Source organism: Streptomyces sp. WMMB303 (assembly GCF_029351045.1).
In the GTDB taxonomy this organism is placed as follows: domain Bacteria; phylum Actinomycetota; class Actinomycetes; order Streptomycetales; family Streptomycetaceae; genus Streptomyces.
In genome coordinates this window covers 3395895-3418393 of record NZ_JARKIN010000001.1, presented here as the reverse complement: position 1 = coordinate 3418393, position 22499 = coordinate 3395895, and the positions used below count along the sequence as shown (strand labels likewise).

Annotated in this window: 20 protein-coding genes, 2 pseudogenes and 1 riboswitch; of the genes and pseudogenes, 15 read left to right on the top strand and 7 right to left on the bottom strand. The window is 72.1% G+C overall.

Annotated elements, in window-relative coordinates; all coding sequences use genetic code 11:
• The first annotated feature begins 326 nt into the window (after nt 1-326).
• The 7 genes and pseudogenes from dnaB (at nt 327) to P2424_RS15205 (ending at nt 7156) form a co-directional block, all read left to right on the top strand.
• Nucleotides 327-3035: a replicative DNA helicase gene (gene dnaB / locus P2424_RS15235; RefSeq protein ID WP_346660093.1), complete on the top strand. Its 2709-nt coding sequence runs from the start codon at nt 327-329 to the stop codon at nt 3033-3035.
• A gap of 198 nt (nt 3036-3233) precedes the next feature.
• Entirely contained in the window at nt 3234-3569 is a 336-nt protein-coding gene (locus tag P2424_RS15230; RefSeq protein WP_276476277.1) for a hypothetical protein, read from the top strand.
• Nucleotides 3570-3615: 46 nt separating this feature from the next.
• A complete protein-coding gene (locus P2424_RS15225; RefSeq protein WP_276476276.1) occupies nt 3616-3930 on the top strand; it encodes a hypothetical protein in 315 nt (104 codons plus the stop codon).
• A 216-nt stretch (nt 3931-4146) separates the two neighbouring features.
• On the top strand, nt 4147-4617 hold the full coding sequence (locus P2424_RS15220) for a DIP1984 family protein (protein WP_276476275.1): 471 nt from the start codon (nt 4147-4149) through the stop codon (nt 4615-4617).
• A gap of 238 nt (nt 4618-4855) precedes the next feature.
• Nucleotides 4856-5670: pseudogene (locus tag P2424_RS15215) on the top strand (MFS transporter); the annotation flags it as partial.
• Between the two features lie 121 nt (nt 5671-5791).
• Complete coding sequence (locus P2424_RS15210; protein WP_276476274.1) at nt 5792-6586, top strand: methyltransferase domain-containing protein; 795 nt, start codon at nt 5792-5794, stop codon at nt 6584-6586.
• A 135-nt stretch (nt 6587-6721) separates the two neighbouring features.
• Complete coding sequence (locus tag P2424_RS15205) at nt 6722-7156, top strand: VOC family protein (protein ID WP_276476273.1); 435 nt, start codon at nt 6722-6724, stop codon at nt 7154-7156.
• A 180-nt stretch (nt 7157-7336) separates the two neighbouring features.
• On the opposite strand, the gene P2424_RS15200 is transcribed toward P2424_RS15205, so the two are convergent.
• Together P2424_RS15200 and P2424_RS15195 are read right to left on the bottom strand one after the other, a co-directional pair.
• A complete protein-coding gene (locus P2424_RS15200; RefSeq protein WP_276476272.1) occupies nt 7337-8014 on the bottom strand; it encodes a dienelactone hydrolase family protein in 678 nt (225 codons plus the stop codon).
• A gap of 537 nt (nt 8015-8551) precedes the next feature.
• Nucleotides 8552-9322: a DUF3159 domain-containing protein gene (locus P2424_RS15195; protein WP_276476271.1), complete on the bottom strand. Its 771-nt coding sequence runs from the start codon at nt 9320-9322 to the stop codon at nt 8552-8554.
• Nucleotides 9323-9674: 352 nt separating this feature from the next.
• On the opposite strand from P2424_RS15195, the gene P2424_RS15190 reads away from it, so the two are divergent.
• From P2424_RS15190 to P2424_RS15175, 4 genes are all read left to right on the top strand, one after another.
• Nucleotides 9675-10436 carry a MerR family transcriptional regulator gene (locus P2424_RS15190; protein WP_276476270.1) on the top strand — a complete coding sequence of 254 codons (762 nt, stop codon included), beginning with the start codon at nt 9675-9677 and terminating at the stop codon, nt 10434-10436.
• A 103-nt stretch (nt 10437-10539) separates the two neighbouring features.
• On the top strand, nt 10540-11298 hold the full coding sequence (locus tag P2424_RS15185) for a dienelactone hydrolase family protein (RefSeq protein WP_276476269.1): 759 nt from the start codon (nt 10540-10542) through the stop codon (nt 11296-11298).
• 125 nt (nt 11299-11423) lie between these two features.
• A complete protein-coding gene (locus P2424_RS15180) occupies nt 11424-11708 on the top strand; it encodes a muconolactone Delta-isomerase family protein (RefSeq protein ID WP_276476268.1) in 285 nt (94 codons plus the stop codon).
• Nucleotides 11709-11796: 88 nt separating this feature from the next.
• On the top strand, nt 11797-12369 hold the full coding sequence (locus P2424_RS15175; RefSeq protein ID WP_346660092.1) for a hypothetical protein: 573 nt from the start codon (nt 11797-11799) through the stop codon (nt 12367-12369).
• Between the two features lie 64 nt (nt 12370-12433).
• Here P2424_RS15175 and P2424_RS15170 read toward each other — a convergent pair whose 3' ends face one another.
• Entirely contained in the window at nt 12434-12934 is a 501-nt protein-coding gene (locus tag P2424_RS15170) for a GNAT family N-acetyltransferase (protein ID WP_276476267.1), read from the bottom strand.
• Nucleotides 12935-12977: 43 nt separating this feature from the next.
• Complete coding sequence (locus tag P2424_RS15165) at nt 12978-13439, bottom strand: MarR family transcriptional regulator (RefSeq protein ID WP_276476266.1); 462 nt, start codon at nt 13437-13439, stop codon at nt 12978-12980.
• Nucleotides 13440-13680: 241 nt separating this feature from the next.
• Between P2424_RS15165 and P2424_RS15160 the strand changes: the two genes are divergently transcribed.
• Nucleotides 13681-15081 carry an MFS transporter gene (locus tag P2424_RS15160; protein ID WP_276476265.1) on the top strand — a complete coding sequence of 467 codons (1401 nt, stop codon included), beginning with the start codon at nt 13681-13683 and terminating at the stop codon, nt 15079-15081.
• On the opposite strand, the gene P2424_RS15155 is transcribed toward P2424_RS15160, so the two are convergent.
• On the bottom strand, nt 15043-15690 hold the full coding sequence (locus P2424_RS15155; RefSeq protein ID WP_346660091.1) for a DUF2269 domain-containing protein: 648 nt from the start codon (nt 15688-15690) through the stop codon (nt 15043-15045). The two genes, P2424_RS15160 and P2424_RS15155, sit on opposite strands and share 39 nt — an antisense overlap.
• A 148-nt stretch (nt 15691-15838) precedes the next feature.
• On the opposite strand from P2424_RS15155, the gene P2424_RS15150 reads away from it, so the two are divergent.
• From P2424_RS15150 to P2424_RS15140, 3 genes and pseudogenes are all read left to right on the top strand, one after another.
• Entirely contained in the window at nt 15839-16549 is a 711-nt protein-coding gene (locus P2424_RS15150) for an HAD-IB family phosphatase (protein ID WP_276476264.1), read from the top strand.
• Between the two features lie 210 nt (nt 16550-16759).
• Nucleotides 16760-18181 (top strand): globin domain-containing protein, encoded by a 1422-nt coding sequence (locus P2424_RS15145; RefSeq protein ID WP_276476263.1) that lies wholly within the window; start codon nt 16760-16762, stop codon nt 18179-18181.
• A 171-nt stretch (nt 18182-18352) separates the two neighbouring features.
• Nucleotides 18353-18985 (top strand): annotated as a pseudogene (locus P2424_RS15140) (pyridoxamine 5'-phosphate oxidase family protein); the annotation flags it as partial.
• Nucleotides 18986-19683: 698 nt separating this feature from the next.
• On the opposite strand, the gene P2424_RS15135 reads toward P2424_RS15140, so the two are convergent.
• On the bottom strand, nt 19684-20241 hold the full coding sequence (locus tag P2424_RS15135; RefSeq protein ID WP_276478987.1) for an NUDIX hydrolase: 558 nt from the start codon (nt 20239-20241) through the stop codon (nt 19684-19686).
• 236 nt (nt 20242-20477) lie between these two features.
• Nucleotides 20478-22304 (bottom strand): phosphomethylpyrimidine synthase ThiC, encoded by a 1827-nt coding sequence (gene thiC / locus P2424_RS15130; protein WP_276476262.1) that lies wholly within the window; start codon nt 22302-22304, stop codon nt 20478-20480.
• A riboswitch (TPP riboswitch) is annotated at nt 22297-22432 on the bottom strand. Its footprint overlaps the gene before it by 8 nt.
• Nucleotides 22433-22499 lie beyond the last annotated feature (67 nt).

Sequence of the window (22499 nt, the reverse complement as noted above, 5' to 3'; positions counted from 1 at the left end):
GAAAGTGCAGGTCAGAGTAGCTGGCCTGGCGAGGTTGGGAAGTAATCCACAGCACTGTCCCCCGACTCGTGCACAGCTTTCGGCGGCTTCTCCACAGGTTGACCCCGACTGTCCACACCACCCTGTGGATAAGGTGATTGGCTGAACCGTGCGGGCCACCTACGGTGTACCAGCGCCCGTGCAGCCCGTTTTCAGCGTTTCCCCTTTCCACACCGTCGCAGCGACGCGCCGTGACCCGGGCCGGGCGGCCCGATTGCCAGCGTTTGTCAGTGCTGTGCCGTAAGACTGTGCCCTACGACGGGACCTGTGGGAGGAGGCGAAGCGGGGTGACCCAGCAGCCCGAGCACGTGGAGGACCCCTGGGCCGCCGACCTCGCCACCGAGGAGGGCTTCGCCCTGACGGCGCAGCCGCCGCAGAGCCGCAGGCGCAACGGCAGCGGAAGCAACGGCGGGCCGGGCGGCTCCCGCTCCGGCCCCGGCGCGGAGCGCTCCGGACCCGGCCTGCCCGAGCAGCACGACCGCGGAGCCGAGGGCCCGGCAGGCGGGTTCGAGCGGGTGCCCCCGCAGGACCTGGAGGCGGAGAAATCCGTCCTCGGCGGCATGCTGCTGTCCAAGGACGCCATCGCCGACGTGGTCGAGGTCCTCAAGGGCGTCGACTTCTACCGCCCGGCGCACGAGACGGTCTACCAGGCCATCCTCGACCTCTACGCCAAGGGCGAGCCCGCCGACCCCATCACCGTCACCGCCGAACTCACCCGGCGCGGGGAGATCGCCCGGGTCGGCGGCCCCGGCTACGTCCAGGCGCTGGTCCAGGCCGTCCCCACCGCGGCCAACGCCGAGTACTACGCGGAGATCGTCCACGAACGCGCCATCCTGCGCCGCCTGGTCGAGGCCGGCACCCGCATCACCCAGATGGGCTATGCGGCGGACGGCGACGTGGACGACATCGTCAACGGCGCACAGGCCGAGATCTACGCCGTCACCGAGCAGCGCACCTCCGAGGACTACCTTCCGCTCGGCGACATCATGGAGGGCGCCCTCGACGAGATCGAGGCCATCGGCTCCCGCAGCGGCCAGATGACCGGCGTCCCCACCGGCTTCACCGACCTCGACTCGCTCACCAACGGCCTGCACCCCGGCCAGATGATCGTCATCGCCGCCCGTCCCGCCATGGGCAAGGCCCTCGCGCTGGACACGCCCCTCCCCACCCCCTCCGGGTGGACGACGATGGGCGAGGTGAAGGTCGGGGAGCGGCTGCTGGACGCGCACGGCCGCGCCACCCGCGTCACCGCCGCCACCGAGGTCATGACGGACCGTCCCTGCTACGAGGTCCGGTTCGACGACGGCACCGTGCTCGTCGCCGACGCCGAGCACCAGTGGCTCACGGACACCCGTGCCTCCCGCCGGGCCGCGCGGGAAGCGGCCCGCAGCGGCGACGGCCGGCCCCCGCAGGACCTCCCGGCGGTGCGCACCACCCGGCAGCTCGCCGAGACGCTGCACTCCACGTCCGACCGCCGCCTCGACCACTCGGTGCGGAACACGGCCCCGCTGGACCTGCCGGAGCGCCAACTGCCGCTCGCGCCGTACAGCCTGGGCGCCTGGCTCGGCGGATCCCCCGACGGCGACGTGGCCTTCGACGTCGACAGCGCCACCGACGACGACGGGGCAGCCGACACGCTCCGGGTCACCACCGACGAACCCGAGGTGCTGCTCCAGCTCGGAGCCGACGGATACGCCACCTCCCGGATCGGCCACACATCGAGCCACGCGTTCCACCCGCCCGGCGCTCCGGTGCCGTCCGGGAGCGCCCGGACGGTTCTCCGTACGATGGGGATGACGGAGAGCAAGCGCATCCCGCGGAGCTATCTGCGGGCCTCCGAGCCCCAGCGCCGGGCGCTCCTGGCCGGACTGCTGGACACCCACGGCACGGTCGGAGAAGCGGGCGCCGTCAGCTTCGCCGTCACCCGTCGGCAGTTCGCCGAGGACTTCCGCGAACTGCTGCTCGGTCTCGGCTACCGCTGCGCCTGGACCACCCGCCGGCTGCGGGACGGGGGCGGGGACGAGGAGCACGAAGGCCAGGGCCTCTGCGAGGACCACGGCCCCCGCGTGGACTCCCCGACGGGCCCGGTGCTCCACGAGATCACCTTCACCACCCCCGACGAGGTCTTCCGGCTGGAGCGGAAGCGGCTGCTCCACAAGGAGCGCAGGCCGGCACACGCCCCCCGTGCGGATGCCCGGTTCATCACCGAGGTGCGCCCGGTGCCCAGCGTTCCGGTGCGCTGCGTGCAGGTGGACAATGCCGACAGCCTCTATCTGGCCGGTCGGGCGATGGTGCCCACGCACAACTCCACCCTCGCCCTGGACTTCGCCCGCGCCTGCTCCATCAAGCACACCATGCCCAGCGTGATCTTCTCCCTGGAGATGGGCCGCAACGAGATCGCGATGCGCCTGCTGTCCGCCGAGGCCCGGGTGGCGCTGCACCACATGCGCTCGGGTTCGATGACGGACGAGGACTGGACCCGGCTGGCCCGTCAGATGCCGCAGGTCACCGACGCGCCCCTGTACATCGACGACTCGCCGAACCTGTCGATGATGGAGATCCGCGCCAAGTGCCGCCGCCTCAAGCAGCGCAACGACCTCCAGCTGATCGTCATCGACTACCTCCAGCTGATGCAGACGGGCGGCTCCCGCCGCCCCGAGAGCCGTCAGCAGGAGGTCTCGGAGATGTCCCGTAACCTCAAGCTGCTGGCCAAGGAGCTGGAAGTCCCGGTCATCGCCCTCTCCCAGCTCAACCGGGGACCCGAACAGCGCACCGACAAGAAGCCGATGGTCTCCGACCTGCGTGAGTCCGGCTCCATCGAGCAGGACGCGGACATGGTGATCCTGCTGCACCGCGAGGACGCCTACGAGAAGGAGTCCCCGCGCGCGGGCGAGGCGGACCTCATCGTCGCCAAGCACCGCAACGGCCCCACCGCCACCATCACGGTCGCCTTCCAGGGCCACTACTCCCGCTTCGTCGACATGGCCCAGACCTGACGTGTTGTGGTGTGCTTCCGTCGGCGGGTTGGGCGGGAGCATCGTGCTGCCGGGGGCAACGCCGACTCGGGAATGTCCGAACGCGCCACCGCCATGAAGCCGGCCCCTTCGGGAAACGCGTCGTCACAGCCGCTCGGAAAATTCCGGCTGGGGCGGACCTGTTGCACGGCGCTGGGGCCCAGCAGCGAAGGGGGGAAGATGACGCTGAACAGGAAGGGTTCCCGGCGCATAACTGTCGACGGGATCGAGTACCGCTGGAGGATCCGCAGAAAGCCCTCCTACATGCAGGGACTCTGCTGGACACCGATGACCTACGCGGTCGAAGCGGCCGGCGGCAGCCAGCCGGGCACGATCTTGATCGTCATCAGCGATCAGGCCCATTCCAGTAACTGGGTTGGCGTCGAGACGGAGCCGATTCGTCCAGCTCACGTTGCTGCCAGCATCCGAGAAGCACGGAATCAAGGCTGGGATCCGACCCGTTCCGGCTCGCCTTTTCAGCTCGACCGATCGGCAGGGTTCATCGCTCAACCATGAGACAGAGCGGAGTGGCACGGCGTGTCCGGCCTGACAACATGGCCCGGTGACCACATGGATGCGCTGCTACTGGGACGTGGAAGACACCTGGTTCTACTTCGAGGTCGACGCCGAAGGCTGGGTGGTCCGGCAGGTCGAACTCGAAGGGCCTGAACGGATCCCGATCGCAGCTGCCTCCCTCACCGAGTGGCAGCAGGCCCGCGACGCAGGCCGCCTCGAGGAGTACGACAGCAGGTTCGGGATCACCGCCGAGCCGCCCGTCTCGGAATGGGAAGGCCACGATCCCGAGCAACTCACCTTCGAGGAGTTCGAGGAAGTCTGGGGAGCTGCCCGTCGCCGGATCGCATCCCGGCTCGGCTGACCGCTCGGTCCCACACTGCCTGTTCGCGACGCTCGTGCAGCGGCTCACGGTCCGTCCCGGGAGGCCGCCGCGGTGGAGGTGCCGGCAAGTGCTGACCGTCAGCACCGGCGAACGGATCCGGGGTCCTCGACGGCCTTCCCGAGCAGAATCCAGGTGCGCATGAGCTGATTCGCATTCGTATACTCGTGCGAGCACATGGAGGGGGAGGTGGGGACAGTGAAGCTTGCTGAGGCACTGGCAGAACGTGCGGAGGCGACGCGGCGTGTGGAACAGCTTCGAGCCCGCGTCGTCAGCAGCGCGCGATACCAGGAAGGGGAGACACCCGCCGAGGACGCGGCCCAGCTCTTGGCTGAGGCCGGTGCGGTGCTGGATGCTCTGGAAACGTTGATCCGGCGGATCAATCGGACCAACGCCGCCGTGGAGTTGGAACCGGATGGGACGCTCACCGATGCCCTCGCGCGCCGGGATGTCCTGCGGTTGCGTCACTCTGTGGTCACTGCGGCGGCGGACGCGGCAGCGGGTAAGGGCGAGCGGGGATACGGTCGGCAGCTTCGGTCCGAGCTGATGATGCTTTCCGCGCTTCCGGTCGCGGAACTGCGCGGACAGGCAGATGCGCTCGCCCGAGAGATCCGCGAGGTCGATGTGCGGATCCAGCGTACGAACTGGGAGGTCGACCTGTTGGACTGAGCAGTCCAACGGGCTCGGCGATATGGAGCAGGTAGCTGCTTCGGAGGCGTGCACACACCGAGGGCCGGCGGTCTTCCAGCCCACTCCTGGCGCGTGAAGAGCAACGCAGGGGTTCGACTCCCCACGCACAGTGCAGCTCAGCACCGCATACAGGTAACAGTGCACAGCGCACAGCACATCACCACGTGCAGATCCGGGCGGCGAGGGCGGGTTCGGGGCTTCCCTATCGCAGCACCATGGAGAAGTGGTCGGCGCGATCTCCGTCGCGGGGTCGCTCGCCCTGGTGTTCGGTGTGACCGCCGGGACCTGGCTGGGGTGGCGGCACGGCTGGCCCGCGCCCGTCACCGTGCTGGCGGCACTGGGCTGCGTCGCCCCGCTGCCCGTCGCCGCGCTGCTGCCGACCGCGCGCCCGGACCGGGAGCCCGCCGCGTACGGGACCAGCCCCGACGCCCGCCGGTTCGGGACCGTGCTGCTGGCCGGCACGCTCTCCGCCACCGGAGCGTTCGCGGGATACACCTACCTCGCGGCCTTCCTGAGCGAGGTGAGCGGCTGTTCTCCGGGTGCGATCAGCGTCCTGTTCCTGGCCTTCGGTGCGGCGTGTCTGGTCGGGGTCACCCTCACCGGGCTGCTGCTGGACCGCTGTCCGCAGGCCGCGCTGACCACGGCCGTGGGCACCCAGGCGGTGGGCATGCTCGGGCTGTACGCGGTCGGCAGCGACCCGGTGGCCGCAGTGCGTTCCTGGTGCTGATGGGCGGCGCACTCGGCCCGGTGTTCATGGCCACGCAGCACGCGATGCTGCACTGCGCGCCGAGCCGCACCGACCTCGCCCTCGCGGCCAACTCGGGCCTCTACAACGCCGGTATCGCCGCAGGCGCCGCACTCGGCGGACTGGTCCTGGCGTCCGCCGACGTGCGCGCCGCCTTCCTCGTCGGCGGGCTGCTGACCACGGCGTCCTGCGCCGTACTGCTCGGCAGCCGGCTCCTGCCCCCGGCGCCGCGGTCCGCCGGGCGGGGCCGTGGTCGGAGCGCGGACGAGGGCGTCCCCCCGCGCTGAGAGAGCGACCGCGCCGTGGCGTGAGGCCGGCTCCCGGCCGCCGCGGCCGGTGGCGTTCCGCCCGCAGCGATCGGCATGCGGGAAGCTGTGCAGAAGGACCGGCGGCCGACACAGTGTTCTCATGACTGTGGGGTTCAGTGGTGAAGTGGCGGAGCACTACGCGAGATTCCGGCGGGGATACCCGGAGAGCGTGCTGGACACCCTCCAGGAGTACTTCTCCCTGACAGCGGCCGACTGCGTCCTGGACCTCGGCTGCGGCACAGGGCAGCTCGCCCTTCCGCTCGCGCGGCGAGTCCGCTCGGTGCTCGGGATGGACCCCGAGCCGGACATGCTGCGCCTCGCGCGCGAGAGATCCGGTGCGCGGGGGGCGGCCAATGTGACCTGGGTGCTCGGCGCCGACACCGATGTCCCCGCGCTCGGCGCGCTGCTGGGACGGGCGTCCCCCCTTGCGATGGCCGTCATCGGACAGGCCCTCCACTGGATGCGGCACGACGCGCTCTTCCGGGACCTGTTGCCGCTGTTCCGCGCGGGCGGAGGCATCGCCGTGCTCGCCAACGGGGCGCCGCTCTGGCAGCAGGACTCCGACTGGTCCGGCGCGCTGCGCGGCTGCCTGGAGGAGTACTTCGGCACCGGACTCACCGCGTCCTGCGGGACGGCCGAGCAGGACCGGATCCGGTACGCCGAGTCCCTGAAGGAGGCCGGTTTCTCCGACGTGCGGAGCACAGCGGTGTCCTACACCGAAGAACTCACCTTCGAGCAGGTCGTCGGCGGTCTCTACTCCGCCGTCCCCGCGGAGCAACTGCCTGCGGCCGAGCAGCGACCGGCATTCGAGGACCTGCTCCGGAAGGCACTGCCGCCTGTCGAACTGTTCCCCGAGCAGGTCCATGTCTCGGCACTCGTCGGCCGGGTCGGCTGACCGGGACGCAGCGGTGGTCCGGACGCAACGGTAGTCCGGCCCGGCTGAGCAGCGGGTGCCTGCGAGGCCGCGCTCCGCGTGACAACGGCGTCCCCTCAGGGGCCGCGGAGCGGTACGTGCCGCTAGGGTGGGCCGATGGCGTCGATCAAGGAATTCCAGGTCACCTTCGACTGCGCGTCGCCCGAGCGCGTCGCCCGTTTCTGGTGCGAGGTGCTGGGGTACGTCGTACCGCCGCCGCCGGAGGGGTTCGGCACCTGGGACGAGTACAACCGCTCGCTGCCGCCGGAGCGCAGGGACGCCGCGTTCGCCTGCAGTGACCCCTCGAGCGCGGGTCCGCGGTTGTTCTTCCAGCGGGTTCCCGAGGGCAAGGTCGCCAAGAACCGTCTGCACCTCGATGTGCGGACCGGTACCGGGCTGGTGGGCGAGGAGCGGATCGCCGCGCTGGAGGCCGAGTGCGCGCGGCTGGTCGCCCTCGGCGCGCAGCGCGTGCGTCTCCTGCTCGCCGACGAGGAGAACGAGTCCTGCCTCGTGATGCAGGACGTCGAGGGCAACGAGTTCTGCCTCGACTGAGGACCCTCCCCGGGCAGGCGTCCGCCCCCGGGCCCGCTGCGGTCCGGAGTCCGGACGGGCGGCGGGGGCCCGCCGATGAGAGCCGTGCCCCGGGGCGTGGGCCGGCAGCCGGGATCGCAGCGGGGACCCTCCGGCGCCGGGTCAGCCGGGTCAGGGCGCGGAAGTCCCTGACCCGCCGGTTCACTCCGTCACCGGTACGCACTCGGTGAGCAGGTCGACGATGTCGCGCCAGGCTCGCTGCGCGTGCCGGGGGTGGTGTGCGACGCCGGGGACGGTGGTCTGGTCGACGGGCGGGTAGTGGAAGGCGTGCAGGGCGCGGCCGTAGACCACCAGGCGCCAGTCGACGCCCGCGGCCTGCATCTCGGCCGCGAAGGCGTCCCGTTGCTCGGCGGGCATGATCGGGTCCTCGGAGCCGACCCCGGCCCACACGGGGCAGCGGATGTGCGCCGCCTCGCCCGGTCGGCCCGTGGTCACCGCGTTGACCGTGCCGATCGCCCGCAGGTCGACCCCGGCGCGCCCGAGTTCCAGCGCGATGGCACCTCCGGTGCCGTAGCCGACGGCGGCGATCCGGTCGGGGTCGGTCAGCGGCTCGGCGCACAGCACGTCGAGTGCCGCACGGCCGATGTCCCGCAGCCGGTCGGGGTCGGCGAGGAGCGGGGTCGTACGTGCCAGCATCTCCTCGGGGTCGGTGAACCAGTGTCCGCCGCCGTGCAGGTCGAAGGGCAGGGCCACGTAGCCGAGTTCGGCGAGGGCGTCGGCCCGGCGGCGCTGGAAGTCGTTCAGGCCCGGCCCCTCGGGGCCGACCAGGACGCCGGGCCGAGGGCCGGTACCGGCCGGGAGGGCGAGGTGCCCGATCATCGTGAGGCCGTCGGCCGGGTACTCGACCTCGCGGGTGCTGATCGTCGTGAGTCCGGACGTTACTGGCCGCCGGGTCCGATCGGGCCGGTCTTCACTGTCGGCGGAAGAGCGCGCGGCGGACGCCCGTGGCCGGGTGCGGAAGGCCTCGGCCCGGGGCGCGGGGCCGGCGCCCGCTCTCGTCGGCCGCTGCGCCGGCCCGGAGCCCGCTGAGGGCCGGCTGCTACCGGATCTTCCGCACCTGGGTGGTGCCGGGCCCGAGGGGCGTGCCGTCGGCGCCGGCCGGTGCGAGCTGCGGAACCGGCGTGCCGTGTTCGTCGTGTCGGCGCCGTCCGCGCCGCCGGTGCGGCGGCCGGGTTCGTCAGGGCACCCGGCGGGGTCGTGGGGACTGACGCGGTGGACGTAGGGGAGTTGCACCGTGCGATTGTCCGCTGGGCGACGGCCGCCGCGCCGCGAGCCGGAGCCGTGAGCCGGAGCCGTGAGCCGGGGCGGGGCGGGGCGGGGCGCAGGGCGGGGGCCAACGGCGCGCGGCAGGCCCGGTCAGCGGACCAGCCGCCTCGTCGAGCGGCGGAACGACCAGAAGACGACCAGCAGCGCCGGTGCCAGCAGCGGGGTGCCCATGGCGATCTTGGCCACGGCCAGCCAGCCGGTGGCGTCGGACAGGTAGAGCCACTGCTGTACGGCGAACCTGGCCGCGAGCAGGACGGTCAGCGTGCCGGTGGCGACGTCGTGTGCGAGCAGGCTGGGCCGGTCGCCGCGCCACGCGTACGTGTTGCCGTGCGACACGTTCCACAGCACGCCGGTCAGCGGCCTTCGCGCGAGGAGCGAGCCGAGCAGGACCAGCGCTCCGGCGAAGCTCGCCCAGATGCCGATAAGGAAGAAGTCGCCCGCCGAGCCCGTCCATGCCGAGACGCCGCCGGCGGTGGCCACCCCGACGAGACCGCCGACCGCCGTGGCGAAGCGCTCGCCCCGCACCATGCGCCAGACGGTGATCGCGGCCGCCAGAGCGAGGGCGACGCCGATCGCGATCGGCAGCGGGACGGCCGCGTCGGCCGCGACGAACGCCGCGACCGGGATCGCCGTGCAGACCATTCCCCGGGTGCCGCCGAGTTGGTCGAGCAGCTTCTGCTGCGACGACACCGCCGGGGCGGGCTCGGCGGCCGCGGCTTCCGGGTCCGGGGCGAGCCTGCGTGCATCGGCCGGTGTGCCGCCCGGGGTTCCGGCCGCGCCGCCGGGTGCGGCATCGGCCGCGGCCCTGGCTCCCGGCGCGGCTTCGGCGGAGGTGAGTGCGCGCTGATCGGTCGTGGTCATCGGTTCCCTCCCGGATTCCGTCGTGAGCGGTGGGTGAACTGGGGAACACGAAAGACTGTGCCGTTACGGCACACTCAAGCTGCGGCTGTTGTGGGATGGATCACGTTCCCGTCAAAGGTTCCTGACCAGCTCGTTCTCCGAGCGGTTCACCGTCGAGGGTGTCGCCGCCGGGCGGCCCTTCCGCCCGGAGGGGTCGCGCTCGGGCCACCGGTCGGGGGCTTCGCGGGAGGTGTCGTCCGCGTGGCCGCATGTGACCATGCCGCACTTGACCATGCCGCGACGGCATGGTTTGGACTTGGGTCCGTCGGCGCTGCCGCGCCGACGTCCAGCGGTGGAACGGAGCGGGAGCATCGTGGCGTGGAGCACGCGGGAGATAGCCGAACTCGCGGGCACGAGCCTGCGTGCGGTACGGCACTACCACGAGGTCGGCCTGCTCGAGGAGCCGGAGCGTCGCGCCAACGGCTACAAGCAGTACGGCGTGGCCCATCTCGTCAGGCTGCTGCGGATCAAGCGCCTGGTGGACCTCGGGTTCTCGCTGTCCCGGATCGCCGAGATGGGCGCCACCGACGATCATCCGGAGGACGCGTTGCGCACCCTCGATGCCGAACTGGCGGCCACGATCGAACGCCTGCAACGGGCCAGGGCGGAACTCGCCCTGATCCTGGACAAGTCGGCGCCGACCGATCTGCCGCCCGAGTTCGCCACGACGGCGAACACCCCGATGCCCGAGGCGGACCGCTCGTTCGTCACCGTCATGGGCACCGTGCTCGGTCCCGAGGGCATGGAGTCCTACGCCGACTTCCTGCGGAATCCGACCATCGGTCCGATTGGTGAGGAGTTCGAGAAGCTGCCCGGCGACGCCGGCGAGCGGATCCGCGCCGACCTGGCCGAGCGCCTGGTGCCCTCCCTGCGGGCGCTGTACCGGCAGCATCCGGGACTGGCCACGCTGCCCGCCGACGCCGCACGGGGTGAGGAGTTCGTCGGGGAGACGATCGACAGGGCCCTCGTGGATCTCTACAACCCCGCGCAGGTGGACGTCATGCGGCGGGTGAGCAGGCTGCTCGCGGAGACCGGCGGGTCGGAGCAGGAAGACGAGCGGGAATCTCCCGGGTGAAGAGGCCGGGAACGGACCGGTCTTCCGTATCCGGCGGTGCTGCGGCGCCCCGTTCCGGCTGTTCTGATCATAAGCTCGAGGGATCGAACGGACAGGAGGGTCCATGCCCATCAAGACGCTGTCGATTCCCACCGTGGACGGTCGGGCCGACGCTTTCGCCGCCCTTCCCGACAGTGCCGGACAGCACCCGGAGGCGCTCCCGGGGGTGCTGATGTACGGGGACGCTTTCGGCGACCGGCCCGTGCTGCGCGAACTCGCCCAGGAACTGGCCGGGCACGGGTACTACGTGCTCGTTCCCAACTTCTTCTACCGGACCGGTCCGGCTCCGGTGATCGAACTCCCCGAGCACATCGGGGACGCGGCCCGGGACGAGGCCATCGGCAAGCTGATGCCCCTGATCCAGGCGCACACCGACGAACGGATCGTGCGCGACGCCGAGTCCTGTCTGGAGTTCCTCACCGCGCAGCCGGAGGTCCGGCCCGGGCCCGTCGCGGTCACGGGCTACTGCATCGGCGGCCTGCTGGCGGTGCGCACGGCGTCGGCCTTCCCCGACCGGGTGGCCGCCGTCGCCGGATTCCACGGGCCGGTGGGCGCCGATGAGCCCGACAGCCTGCACCGCCTGCTCTCCAGGATCACCGCCGAGATCCACCTCGGGCACGCCGAGACCGATCTGACGCCCGAGGCCCTCGGTGAGCTCAACCAGGCCCTGGACGCCGCCGGGGTCCGCTACACCTCGGAGATCTACCCCGGCACCGCGCACGGTTACACGATGTCCGACACCGACGCCTTCAGCCCGGCGGGGCACCGGCGCCACTGGGACCGGCTGCTGCCCCTCCTGGAGCGCACGCTGGGCGACGGCTGAGGGCCCGGCCGGGGAATCGGGGGCGGCGGATGTCCGGAGCGCGTGGACGTGGATCACGTCGCGCTCGCGGCTCCGGATTCCCGGCCGAAGATCCCCGGGGACGGAGTCCGGAGTAGGGTCTGAGCATGCAGTTCTTGGTGATGACCCAGCGCTACAGCGACCGTTATTCCGAGGAGGAGTTCGCCGCTGTGCTCCCCGAGGAGACGGCGGCGGTACGGAAGTTGTACGCGGACGGGGTACTGCGGCAGATCTGGCTGCGCGGGGACGGACCGGGGGCCTGCTTCCTGCTGGAGGCCGGCTCGCCGGAGGAGGCGCAGGCGGCTGTGGACACCCTTCCGCTGGCCCGGAAGGAGATGTCGGAGTTCCGCGTCGTGCCGCTCCGGCCCTACGGCGGCTTCGGGCCGAGCTGAGCCCGGTCCCGGGAGGGGCCGCGGTGTGCTGCGGTCCGATCGCGGTCGGCAGGGGTCGTTGTCAGTGGGGTGGGGCATGCTTGCGGACATGAGTGCGGATGCGGTCGGGGTTTCCGGTATGGGCGCGGGTGCTTCGGAGTTGGGCCGGATCGAGGGAGCGCTGCGCGCTTCCTGGGGCGCGGACACCTGCTCCCCGGACGATCTGCGGCGCGCGGGCTGGAGTCCGGCGAACCCCGCGTGGGGGCAGTGCGATGTGACGGCGCTGGTGGTGCACGACCTGCTGGGCGGGGAGCTGATGTGCGGGGAGGTGTACGGGGAGCACGGCGGCCGGCAGGGGTTCCACTGGTGGAACAGGCTGCCGGACGGATCCGAGATCGACCTCACCCGCGACCAGTTCCGCGCCGGTCAGGTCGTCATGGAGGGGGTCTCGGTGCCGCGCCCGATGCGCCACTCGCTGCGCAGGGCGGAGGAGTACGCGCTGCTGCGCGGGCGCGTGTGGCAGCGGCTCGGTATCCCCGCCGGGAGCGCGACGGCGGGCCCCTCGGCAGGTGCGGGTGGAGGTGTGGCTGCGGGGGCGGGCTCCCGCGGCGCGGGTTCCTGGGCCGGTCCCGCCGCCAGAGGGGCGATGGCCTCCTGCCGGGAGCGGCGCGGGGCCGCCTGAGCCCGGTCGCGGCCTGATCCGGTGCGGCCGCGCAGGCTGTGGTGAGGCCCTGCGGCGGCCCGGTTCAGGACAGCGGCATCTTGAAGCCGAGGTGCGAGGCCTGGAAGCCCAGGCGCTCGTAGAAGCGGTGCGCCTCGACGCGGGTGGCGTCGGAGGTGAGCTGGACCAGTACGCACTCCTGGCGCCGGGACTCGGCGACGGCCCACTCGATGAGCCGGGTGCCCAGACCGCTGCCGCGCAGATCGGTGTGCACCCGTACGGCCTCGATGAGGGAGCGGGTGGAGCCGCGGCGGGACAGCCCGGGGATGATCGTCAGGTGCAGGGTGCCGACTGCTCTGTCGTCGATCTCGGCGACGACGAGGTGCTGGTGTGGGTCGGCGTCGACCCGCTCGAACGCGGCGCGGTAGGGGGCGAGGTCGGAGGGGGTCTCGCGGGTGGCCCCGAGGGCGTCGTCGGCGAGCATGGCGACGATCGCGGGGATGTCCTCGGCCCGCGCCCGCCGGACGGTGAATTCCGCTGCGGGCGTCTCGGCGGGGGTTCGCGAACCGCCGGAAGTCGTGGTCATTCTCCGCACTGTACGCCCCGGGCCCGTGGGTGGGGCCGGACGGTCACTCCGCGGGCCGGGCGGGGGCGAGCGCGCGGACGGCGGCTGCCAGGGGGGCGAGTTCGGGCCGGGCCTCGGCCGCGGCCAGCGCCTCCTTGAGCGCGGTGTCGTGCGTGGGACGTGCCGCTTCCAGCAGGGCGTGGCCCGCTTCGGTGACGTCGGTGTAGATGCCGCGCCGGTCGTCGGGGCACAGGTAGCGGCGGAGCAGTCCGCGCTCTTCCAGCCGGCTGACCAGGCGGGTCGTCGCGCTCTGGCTGAGGACGACGGTGTCGGCGAGTTGGGTCATCCGGAAGTGGCCGCCGTCCCCGTCGTGCTGTTCGCTCAGGACGTCCAGCAGGGAGAACTCGCGCACGCTGAGCCCGTGTGCGGCGTGCAGCGCCCGTTCGATGTGGGTCTCGATCCGGCCGTGCAGCGCGGAGAGCGCGCACCAGCCCTGTGCGAGGCCCAGATCGGCGTGGCGTGACATGAAGGAACTCCTCTCCCGGCCGGCCGGCTGTCCGTTCTCCCGCCCGGCTTCCGGCTACCGGCTTCCGTTCGGCCGCCCTTGTCCCCGTATCACCGGGGCGGACCTGCGCGCACCGGCGGAGCGGCACGGCGCGCCTTCCAGGCTAGAGCATCCCCGCAATAGTCGGCGTTTGCATATATCCAGCGTCTGCAATTAATGTCGACGCTTGCAATCGCCCTCCGCATGGAAAGGTTCCCCGCTCATGCCTCTCGCCCTGCTGGCGCTCGCCATCGGCGCCTTCGGCATCGGGACCACCGAGTTCGTGATCATGGGCCTGCTGCCCGAGGTCGCCGCCGAGTTCGGGGTCTCCATCCCCACCGCCGGGTATCTGGCATCCGGCTACGCGGTCGGGGTGCTGCTGGGCGCCCCGGTCCTCGCCGTCCTGGGCACCCGGACCTCCCGCAAGCGGATGCTGATGCTGCTGATGGGCCTGTTCGTGCTGGGCAACCTGGTCTCCGCGCTCGCGCCCGCCTTCGGCGTGATGCTCGCGGGCCGGGTCATCGCCTCGCTCGCGCACGGTGCCTTCTTCGGCATCGGCTCGATCGTCGCGGCCGGACTGGTGGCCCCGCACCGCAAGGCCGCGGCCATCTCCCTGATGTTCACCGGGCTGACCCTCGCGAACGTCGTCGGTGTGCCGCTGGGCACCCTGCTGGGGCAGCAGGCGGGCTGGCGGCTCACCTTCGTCGCCGTCGCCGGGCTGGGGGTGCTGGGGCTGGCGGGCGTCGCCGCGCTGGTTCCCCGGGACGTCCCGGCGGAGAGTCCGGCCGACGGCGTGGCCGACCGTCCGGCGGCCGGGGCACCGGAGGGGCCCGTCCCCACGGGCGGACCGCGCCCCCGCACCGGCCGGATCCGCGACGAACTGGCCGCCTTCCGCAACGTCCAGGTGCTGCTGGCGATGGGGATGACCGTGCTCGGCTTCGGCGGGGTCTTCGCCGCCATCACCTACATCGCGCCGATGATGACGGAGGCCGCCGGGTACGCCGACACCTCCGTGACCTGGCTGCTGGTCCTCTTCGGGGTCGGCATGGTCGCCGGGAACCTGGTCGGTGGCCGATTCGCCGACCGGGCCCTGCTGCCCATGCTGTGCATCGCCCTGGTCGCGCTGGCCGGGACGCTGGCCGTGTTCACCGTCACGGCGCACGACAAGGCGGCGGCCGCCGTCACGCTGACGCCGATCGGCGCGTTCGGCTTCGCCACGGTCCCGCCGCTGCAGAAGCGCGTGCTCGACCAGACGGCGGACGCGCCCACCCTCGCCTCGGCCATGAACATCGGCGCCTTCAACCTCGGCAACGCGCTCGCCACCTGGCTCGGCGGGCTGGTCCTCGGGGCCGGCTTCGGCCCGACGTCGCCGAACATGGCGGGCGCCGGGCTGGCCCTGGGCGCCCTCGCGCTGGCGGTGACCTCCGCGGTCCTGGAGCGCCGCGGCGCCACTCCGGCGCCCCGGACCGGGCTGACGGTGCGGACGGCCGGGGCGGCCGCACCGGACGGCGCCGCGGAGCCGGGGCCCGCGTACGCCGGGGCCGGGCCGTCCGCGGCCGCCGTCCGGGCAGCCCCCGGCGGGCCGTCAGCCGACAGCCTGCCGTCCGGGGGCCGGGGCCGCTGACCGGCTGCGACGGCCGGGCGCCGACGGCCGGTTCCACGCATCCGCCGCGGGTGACCGGTCCTGCCGTCCGGAGCCCGGTGACCCGGCCCGCGGGCCCGGGCCCGCGGGCCGGCGGCGGGCCGGGGCGCCGCGGCGGCCCCGCTTGGTCGGGCCCCAGGGCTTCAGCACCGAGATGACGGTCATGAACGTGTAGGCGCTCAGCGAGACGAGCGGCGGGATCACCAACTCGTACGGCAGGATCGGGCGCCCCGCGGCCACGTCGGCGACGGTGCTGTCGATCCGCACCCGGAAGAGGAGCACGCTCGCCAGGGTGGCGGCCAGCGTGAGCCAGAACTTGATCCACACCCACCAGTACCGTGCCAGCCCCCAGCGGGTGCCCACCGACAGCAGCACACCGCTGGCCAGGGTGACCAGCGCGAGCGGGGCCAGCAGCCAGTCGGCGAAGACCTTCATCGAGCGGTAGGAGGCCTCGGCCGCGGGGCCGGACCCGGTGAGGGCCGCGGTGAGGCCGAGTGCGAGCAGGCACAGCGTCATGCCGAGCCAGCCGGCCGAGGAGCAGACGTGGAGCGCGAGAGTGCCTCTGCGGGCACGTCGGGACAGTTGCCGCATACCGGCGACTGTGCCGCCGTCCGGCGTCCGGGGCGTCCGACAGCGGGAGTATCGGGGGCTACTCGGCTCCGAGTACGCGGCGCAGCGCGGCGTACCCGTTGCCCGGCTGCGGGGTCGGTGGCAGGCCCGCGCCCGTACGATCGCCGGTATGCGTCCGGCTCAGCATCCGAATCCGCGACCGACGCCGGGAGAACGCCGCCCCCGGCTCCACCTCTTCGACCTCGACGGCACCCTGCTGTACGGTTCGGCGGCCTCGGTGGAGATATCCCGGCAGCTCGGGGTCGACGCCGAGATCCGGGATCTCGAACGGGCCTTTGCGGAACAGAAACTGACACCGCCGCAGTTCGCCCTCCGGGCGTGTGCGCTGTGGTCGGCGCTCAACGACGAGATCGTGTCCGCGGCCTTCGCGGCCGCGCCGTGGCTGACGGGCATCCCGGAGGTGTGGGCGAGGCTCAGGGCGGAGGGCGAGCGCTGCGCCGTGATTTCTCTCTCGCCGGATTTCTTTGTGCGGCGACTACAGGATTGGGGGGCCGAGGTTACCCACGGTTCGCGATGGCCGGAGGTTCCGCGCGCAATTCCGAACGGAAGTACGAAGTATCCGGCGCGTCCCCTCGATCCCGCCGGGATTCTTTCGCCCTCGTCGAAGGTGAAGATCGCGGAGGAGCTCTGCGCCCAATTCGGGCTGCGGCCGGCGGACTGCGTGGCGTACGGGGACTCCCTCTCCGACACGGAGCTGTTCGCCGCCGTACCCGTCTCCGTCGCGGTGAACGCCGACCACCACGTCCGCTCACTCGCCTCGCACCACTACACCGGAAGTGATCTCCGGGAGGCCCACGCACTCGTCCCCGCGGCACGGTAATTCCTTCGCGGGTTCCGAATGACGGAATTCGCGGGAACCGCGAACGGGGGTTGTGGCGTGAAGGCTTCACGGTATGGTCGGTCCCTCCCGCATCGTGCGGTAAGGAGTGCAAAGTGTTCTGGGCACGGTGTTCACAGGGGGCGGTTCACCGAAACTTTCGGAACACGGATGTGCACAGAACGTCCGGAAGAGGTACGAGGCGAGGCGAGCATGACCACCATGTCGGGCAGCGACGGTGCGTCCGCCGGTGGCAGCGGCGGACGGGGTTGGTTCACCCCGGCGTCCGATGCCGCACCCGCGGAGCGCCCCGCGCCAGGCGCACCTGACGCGGCACAGTCCCTGCGGACCGCGGGGGCGACCGCACCGGAACCGGAACACGAACCGGAACCTGAACACGCGCACGAGCCGGAGGCGGCTCCCGAACCGATGGCGGCGGCGCCGGCTGCCGCAGCGGGGCGGACAGCTCCCGCCGCGCCCGCGAACCCCGCAGGCGACCAGCTCGGCGACTCCGAACTGATCGGAGCCTCCATGGCGGAGCTGGAACGTTCCGCCGACTCGGCGACCGCCTATTTCTACGCGCTGCTGTTCGTCCAGTACCCGCACTTGCGCGAGATGTTCCCGGCCGCCATGGACGGCCAGCGCGACCGGCTCTTCCGCGCGCTGCTGACCGCCGTACGCCTCTTCGACGACGGCAAGCTGCTCGGCGACTACCTCGCCGGGCTGGGTCGCGGCCACCGCAAATACGGCACCCTGCCCGCGCACTACCCGGCCGTCGGTGAGTGCCTGATGGCCGCGATCGCCCGCTACGCACCCGACACCTGGAGCCCCCGCACCGAGGCGGCCTGGGTGCGCGCCTACACCGCGATCTCCCAGACGATGATCGACGCGGCGGCCGAGGACGAGCGCCGGGCGCCCGCCTGGTGGGACGCGGAGATCGTCTCGCACGAACTGCGCACCTCGGAGATCGCCGTGATCACGGTGCGTCCCGACCAGCCGTACCCGTTCCGCGCCGGGCAGTACACCAGCCTGGAGACGCCCTGGTGGCCCCGGGTGTGGCGGCACTACTCGTTCGCGTCCGCGCCTCGCCCCGACGGCCTGCTGACCTTCCACGTGAAATCCGTGCCCGCCGGGTGGGTCTCCACGGCGCTGGTGCAGCGCGCCCGCCCCGGCGACGTGCTGCGGCTCGGCCCGCCCGCGGGCTCTATGCTCGTCGACCACGAGGCCGACAGCGGACTGCTCTGCCTGGGCGGCGGGACCGGTATCGCCCCCATCAAGGCACTGGTCGAGGACGTGGTCAGCCGGGGGCGGGCGCGCCCGGTCGAGGTCTTCTACGGGGCCCGCACCGACCAGGACCTCTACGACCTGGAGACGATGCTGCGCCTCCAGGACCGCCACCGGTGGCTGTCGGTGCGCCCCGTCGTCGCGGCGGGAGCGGCCTCGGCCGCTGAGGCGCTCGCGGGCGAGCTTCCGGACGCGGTACGCAGATACGGCCCCTGGCCCGCGTACGACGGCTACCTCTCCGGACCGCCCGGAATGATCAGGACCGGGGTCGAGACACTGCGCGGGCTCGGGATTCCGACGCACCGAATACGGCACGATTCCCTCGACGAACTGGCCGCGCAGAGGGCATAGGTGGTGGGGTGTTCGGATCGCGGCTGCTGCCGGGAGCCGGTCACCCGGGACGGGTACTCCGAGGCCGGCCGCGGGGCAGCCGTCCGGTCGGCCGGTCGAGGAAAGGGACGAGTGGCGGCGTTGAGTGACGCGAACGGATACGGCGACGGTTCCGCGGGGCACGCGGAGGGCATGGGCGCGGGGACCGACCAGCACCCCGACCCGCCGCGGCGGCTGCCCGGCAGCGACGGGGAGCACGCGCTGCAGCAGCGGATCGGTTCGCAGGAGCGCGCCGAACGGTTCTACCAGGACCAGGTGCTCGACCATCTCAACGAGCGGATGCGGGAGTTCACCCAGCAGCAGGAGATGTTCTTCCTCGCCACGTCCGACCGCAACGGCGAGTGCGACAACAGCTTCCGCGCCGGGCCGCCCGGGTTCCTGCGCGTACTGGACGAGCGGACGCTGGTCTTTCCGGAGTACCGCGGCAACGGCGTCCACGCCAGCCTCGGCAACATCGGGGAGAACCCGCATGTGGGCCTGCTTCTCGTCGACTTCCTCCGCGCCCGGATCGGCCTGCACATCAACGGCCGCGCCCAGGTGCTGGACGACGCGGAACTGCGCCCCTCGGTACCGGACCTGCCGCAGGACCCGATACCCGGTCGGCGGGCCGTGCTGTGGGTGCGGGTCGAGGTGGAGGAGGCGTACATACACTGCGCCAAGCACATCCCCCATCTGATGAAGGCCCCGCGCCGCGCGGCGCGCGAGTGGGGCACCGACGACTACAAGCGCAAGGGCGGCGACTTCTTCGGAGCCGCCCGGGACGCCCGGGAGGGCCACCGCGAGGTGACCGCCCCCGCGGCAACGGTGTCGCCGGGGCCGGTGCCCCCGCCGGTGCCCGCGGCGCCGCCGGTTCCCCCGTCGGCACCCGTATCGGCCTCCCCGCCGTCGGCGCCTCCGCCCGCGTCGGGACTCCCGGCCCCCGCCCCGGCCGTACCCGCCGTCCCACCGGTGCCGCCGTCCGGCGACTCCGTCCCGCTGCCCCCGCAGGCACCACCAGCCCCGGCGTCCCTGCCGTCCGGCGCGATACCCGCACCACGCACTCCCCTCTCCCCCGGCGCCCCGCCCGCCCCGGCACCCGTCCCCGCGCAGGCGCGTACCGGAGCCCGCGAACCGGCCGCGCAGCCCGAGGCCGGGCCGGGCCGCGACGGGAAGGCCGAGGACGACCCGCCGCCCGGTGCCGGACCCACTGCCGCACCGGAGGACGCGACCGCGCGGGCGGCCGCCCTCCCGCAGCTGCCCCGGCGGCGTCAGCACGCCGCCGGGACGACGCCGGCCGCGTCCTCCGCGGTCTCGGCCGCCATCTCGGCCCGCGCGGAGAGCGCCGGGTCCGCCGAGCACGCCCGGGACGTCTCCGCCTGGCGGCTGGAGGCCGAGCGGGCGCTGGCGGAGGCGCAGCGGCGCGGCCGCCAGGAAGCCGAGCCGAGCGAGCCGCGGAAACCCGCGCCCTTCCAGGGCTGGTTCGGCTAGCGTGCGGAGTCGGGTGGCGGCCCCGGCGGGTCGGCCGGCCCCGGCGACGGACGGCGGAGGTCGGGCGCGAGCAGGGCCTGCACCCCCTCGATGTTCGCGGCGAGATAGGCCCGCAGCCTCGGCGGGACCACCTCCACCGAGTTCAGGCCCTGTGGAGTGAAGGGGAGCCGTACGATCTCGTACTCTCCTTGCGGCTCCTCCACTTCGGGTCCGTGCCGTAGGCGAGGGTCGAGCGAGACGAGTCGGCACACGAAGAAGTGCTGTACCTTCACTCCCCCCGGTGTCTCCGCGGGGTCACTCACCGTGTCCACGAAGGCGGGCACCACATCGGTGATCGCCCCGCCCAGTTCCTCGGCCACCTCACGGTGCAGGGCGTCCTCCACGGTGCGGTCCACGCCGGGCTCGACGCCGCCTCCCGGGGTGATCCAGTACGGCTCCTGGCCGGGCTTGGTGCGCTTGATGAGGATCAGTTCCACCGTGGGCGCCGGACCCTCCCCGGCGGCGAGGAGGATGGCGCGGGCAGTCCGCTTGACCACAGGGCGTTCGACGAACATGCAGGAGACTTGGCCCACATCGTCGTGCGTCAAACCCTCCGCTTTCATTACTGTGCGTATCAGGTCAGAACATCGCCCAAGAGGTCCATATCCATAAGTGACTGGACACTGACGCTGAGTCAACTATTCTTGTCGTCCGCGCCGCCGCGCGCATCGAACCGGGCGGTTCGTGGCAGGAGGGGGGAGCCACGAACCGCCCTCGCGGCTCCCGCCCCCGCTCTACCGGCGCGCGGGTCTCACGGGGCCATCGGCAGATACACCCGGTTGCCCGCCGCCGCGAACTCCCTCGACTTCTCCAGCATCCCCGCCTCGATCTCCTCGGCGGACGCGCCCTCTTCGCCGCCGAACTGCTCTGTGATGCTTCTGCTGATCTTCATCGAGCAGAACTTCGGGCCGCACATGGAGCAGAAGTGCGCGGTCTTGGCCGGTTCGGCCGGCAGCGTCTCGTCGTGGAACGAGCGGGCCGTGTCCGGGTCGAGCGCCAGATTGAACTGGTCCTCCCAACGGAACTCGAACCGGGCGTCCGAGAGCGCGTCGTCCCAGTCCTGCGCCCCCGGGTGGCCCTTGGCCACGTCCGCGGCATGGGCGGCGATCTTGTAGGTGATCACGCCCGTCTTGACGTCGTCCCTGTCCGGCAGCCCCAGGTGCTCCTTCGGAGTGACGTAGCAGAGCATCGCGGTGCCCCACCAGCCGATCATCGCCGCACCGATGCCGCTGGTGATGTGGTCGTAGGCGGGCGCGATGTCCGTCGTCAGGGGGCCCAGCGTGTAGAACGGGGCCTCCTCGCAGACCTCCTGCTGGCGGTCCACGTTCTCCTTGATCTTGTGCATCGGCACATGGCCGGGACCCTCGATCATGGTCTGCACATCGTGCGCCTTGGCGATCCGGTTCAGTTCGCCCAGGGTGTCCAACTCGGCCATCTGCGCCGCGTCGTTGGCGTCCGCGATCGATCCGGGCCGTAGCCCGTCGCCGAGCGAGAACGTCACGTCGTAGGAGCGCAGGATCTCGCACAGCTCGCCGAAGTGCTCGTACAGGAAGCTCTCCCGGTGATGCGCCAGACACCACGCGGCCATGATCGAGCCGCCGCGGGAGACGATGCCGGTCTTGCGGCGCGCCGTCAGCGGGACGTAGCGCAGCAGCACCCCGGCGTGCACCGTCATGTAGTCGACGCCCTGCTCGCACTGCTCGACGACGGTGTCCTTGTAGACCTCCCAGGACAGTTCCTCGGCCTTGCCGTCCACCTTCTCCAGCGCCTGGTACAGGGGCACCGTGCCGATGGGGACGGGGGAGTTGCGCAGCACCCACTCGCGGGTGGTGTGGATGTTGCGGCCGGTCGAGAGGTCCATGACGGTGTCGGTGCCCCACCGGGTCGCCCACGTCATCTTCTCGACCTCCTCCTCGATGGAGGAGGTGACGGCGGAGTTGCCGATGTTGGCGTTCACCTTCACCAGGAAGTTCTTCCCGATGATCATCGGCTCGGTCTCCGGGTGGTTCACGTTGGCGGGCAGTACGGCCCGCCCGGCGGCGATCTCGTCCCGGACGAATTCGGGGCTGCGGTTCTCGCGGAGGGCGACGTACTCCATCTCCGCGGTGATCTCGCCCCGCTTCGCATAGCCGAGCTGGGTGACGGCCGCGCCGTTCCGGCCGCGCCGCGGCTGGCGCGGACGGCCCGGGAAGACCGCGTCGAGCCCCGCCAGATCGTCGGCGCCGCCGCGGACGACTCCGCCGCGTGGGCTGGTGTGCTTGCGGCCGTCGTCCTCGGGCCGCAGTTCACGGCCCGCGTACTCCTCGGTGTCCCCCCTCTGGACGATCCAGTTCTCGCGCAGCGGCGCCAGGCCGCGGCGCACATCGGTGTCGATCTCGGGGTCGGTGTACGGCCCGGACGTGTCGTAGAGCGTCACGTCCCGGCCGTTGGTGAGGTGCACCCGTCGGACGGGGACCCGGATGTCCGGGCGCGATCCCTGCAGATATCCCTTGTGCGAGCCGAGGGCTTTCTCGGCCCCTTCGGCGCTTCCGGCCTCTTCGGCCGTCTCGGCGCGCGCGTGTGCATCCTGCGTGGTCATGAGACCCACTCCCTACGCCGGCATTACCCGGTAACAGGTTCGGCGGTCGGCGCAGCCGGTTCCGTGGTCCCTTCCACGGAGGTCAGCGCCCTCTCAGCCCCGTGCTCGGAGCTCCCGCGATGTGCAAAGGCGCCTCTACGCTAACGGCACACGGCCCGGACTGAACACCCCGCCCGGCCGTTCTTGCGATGATCG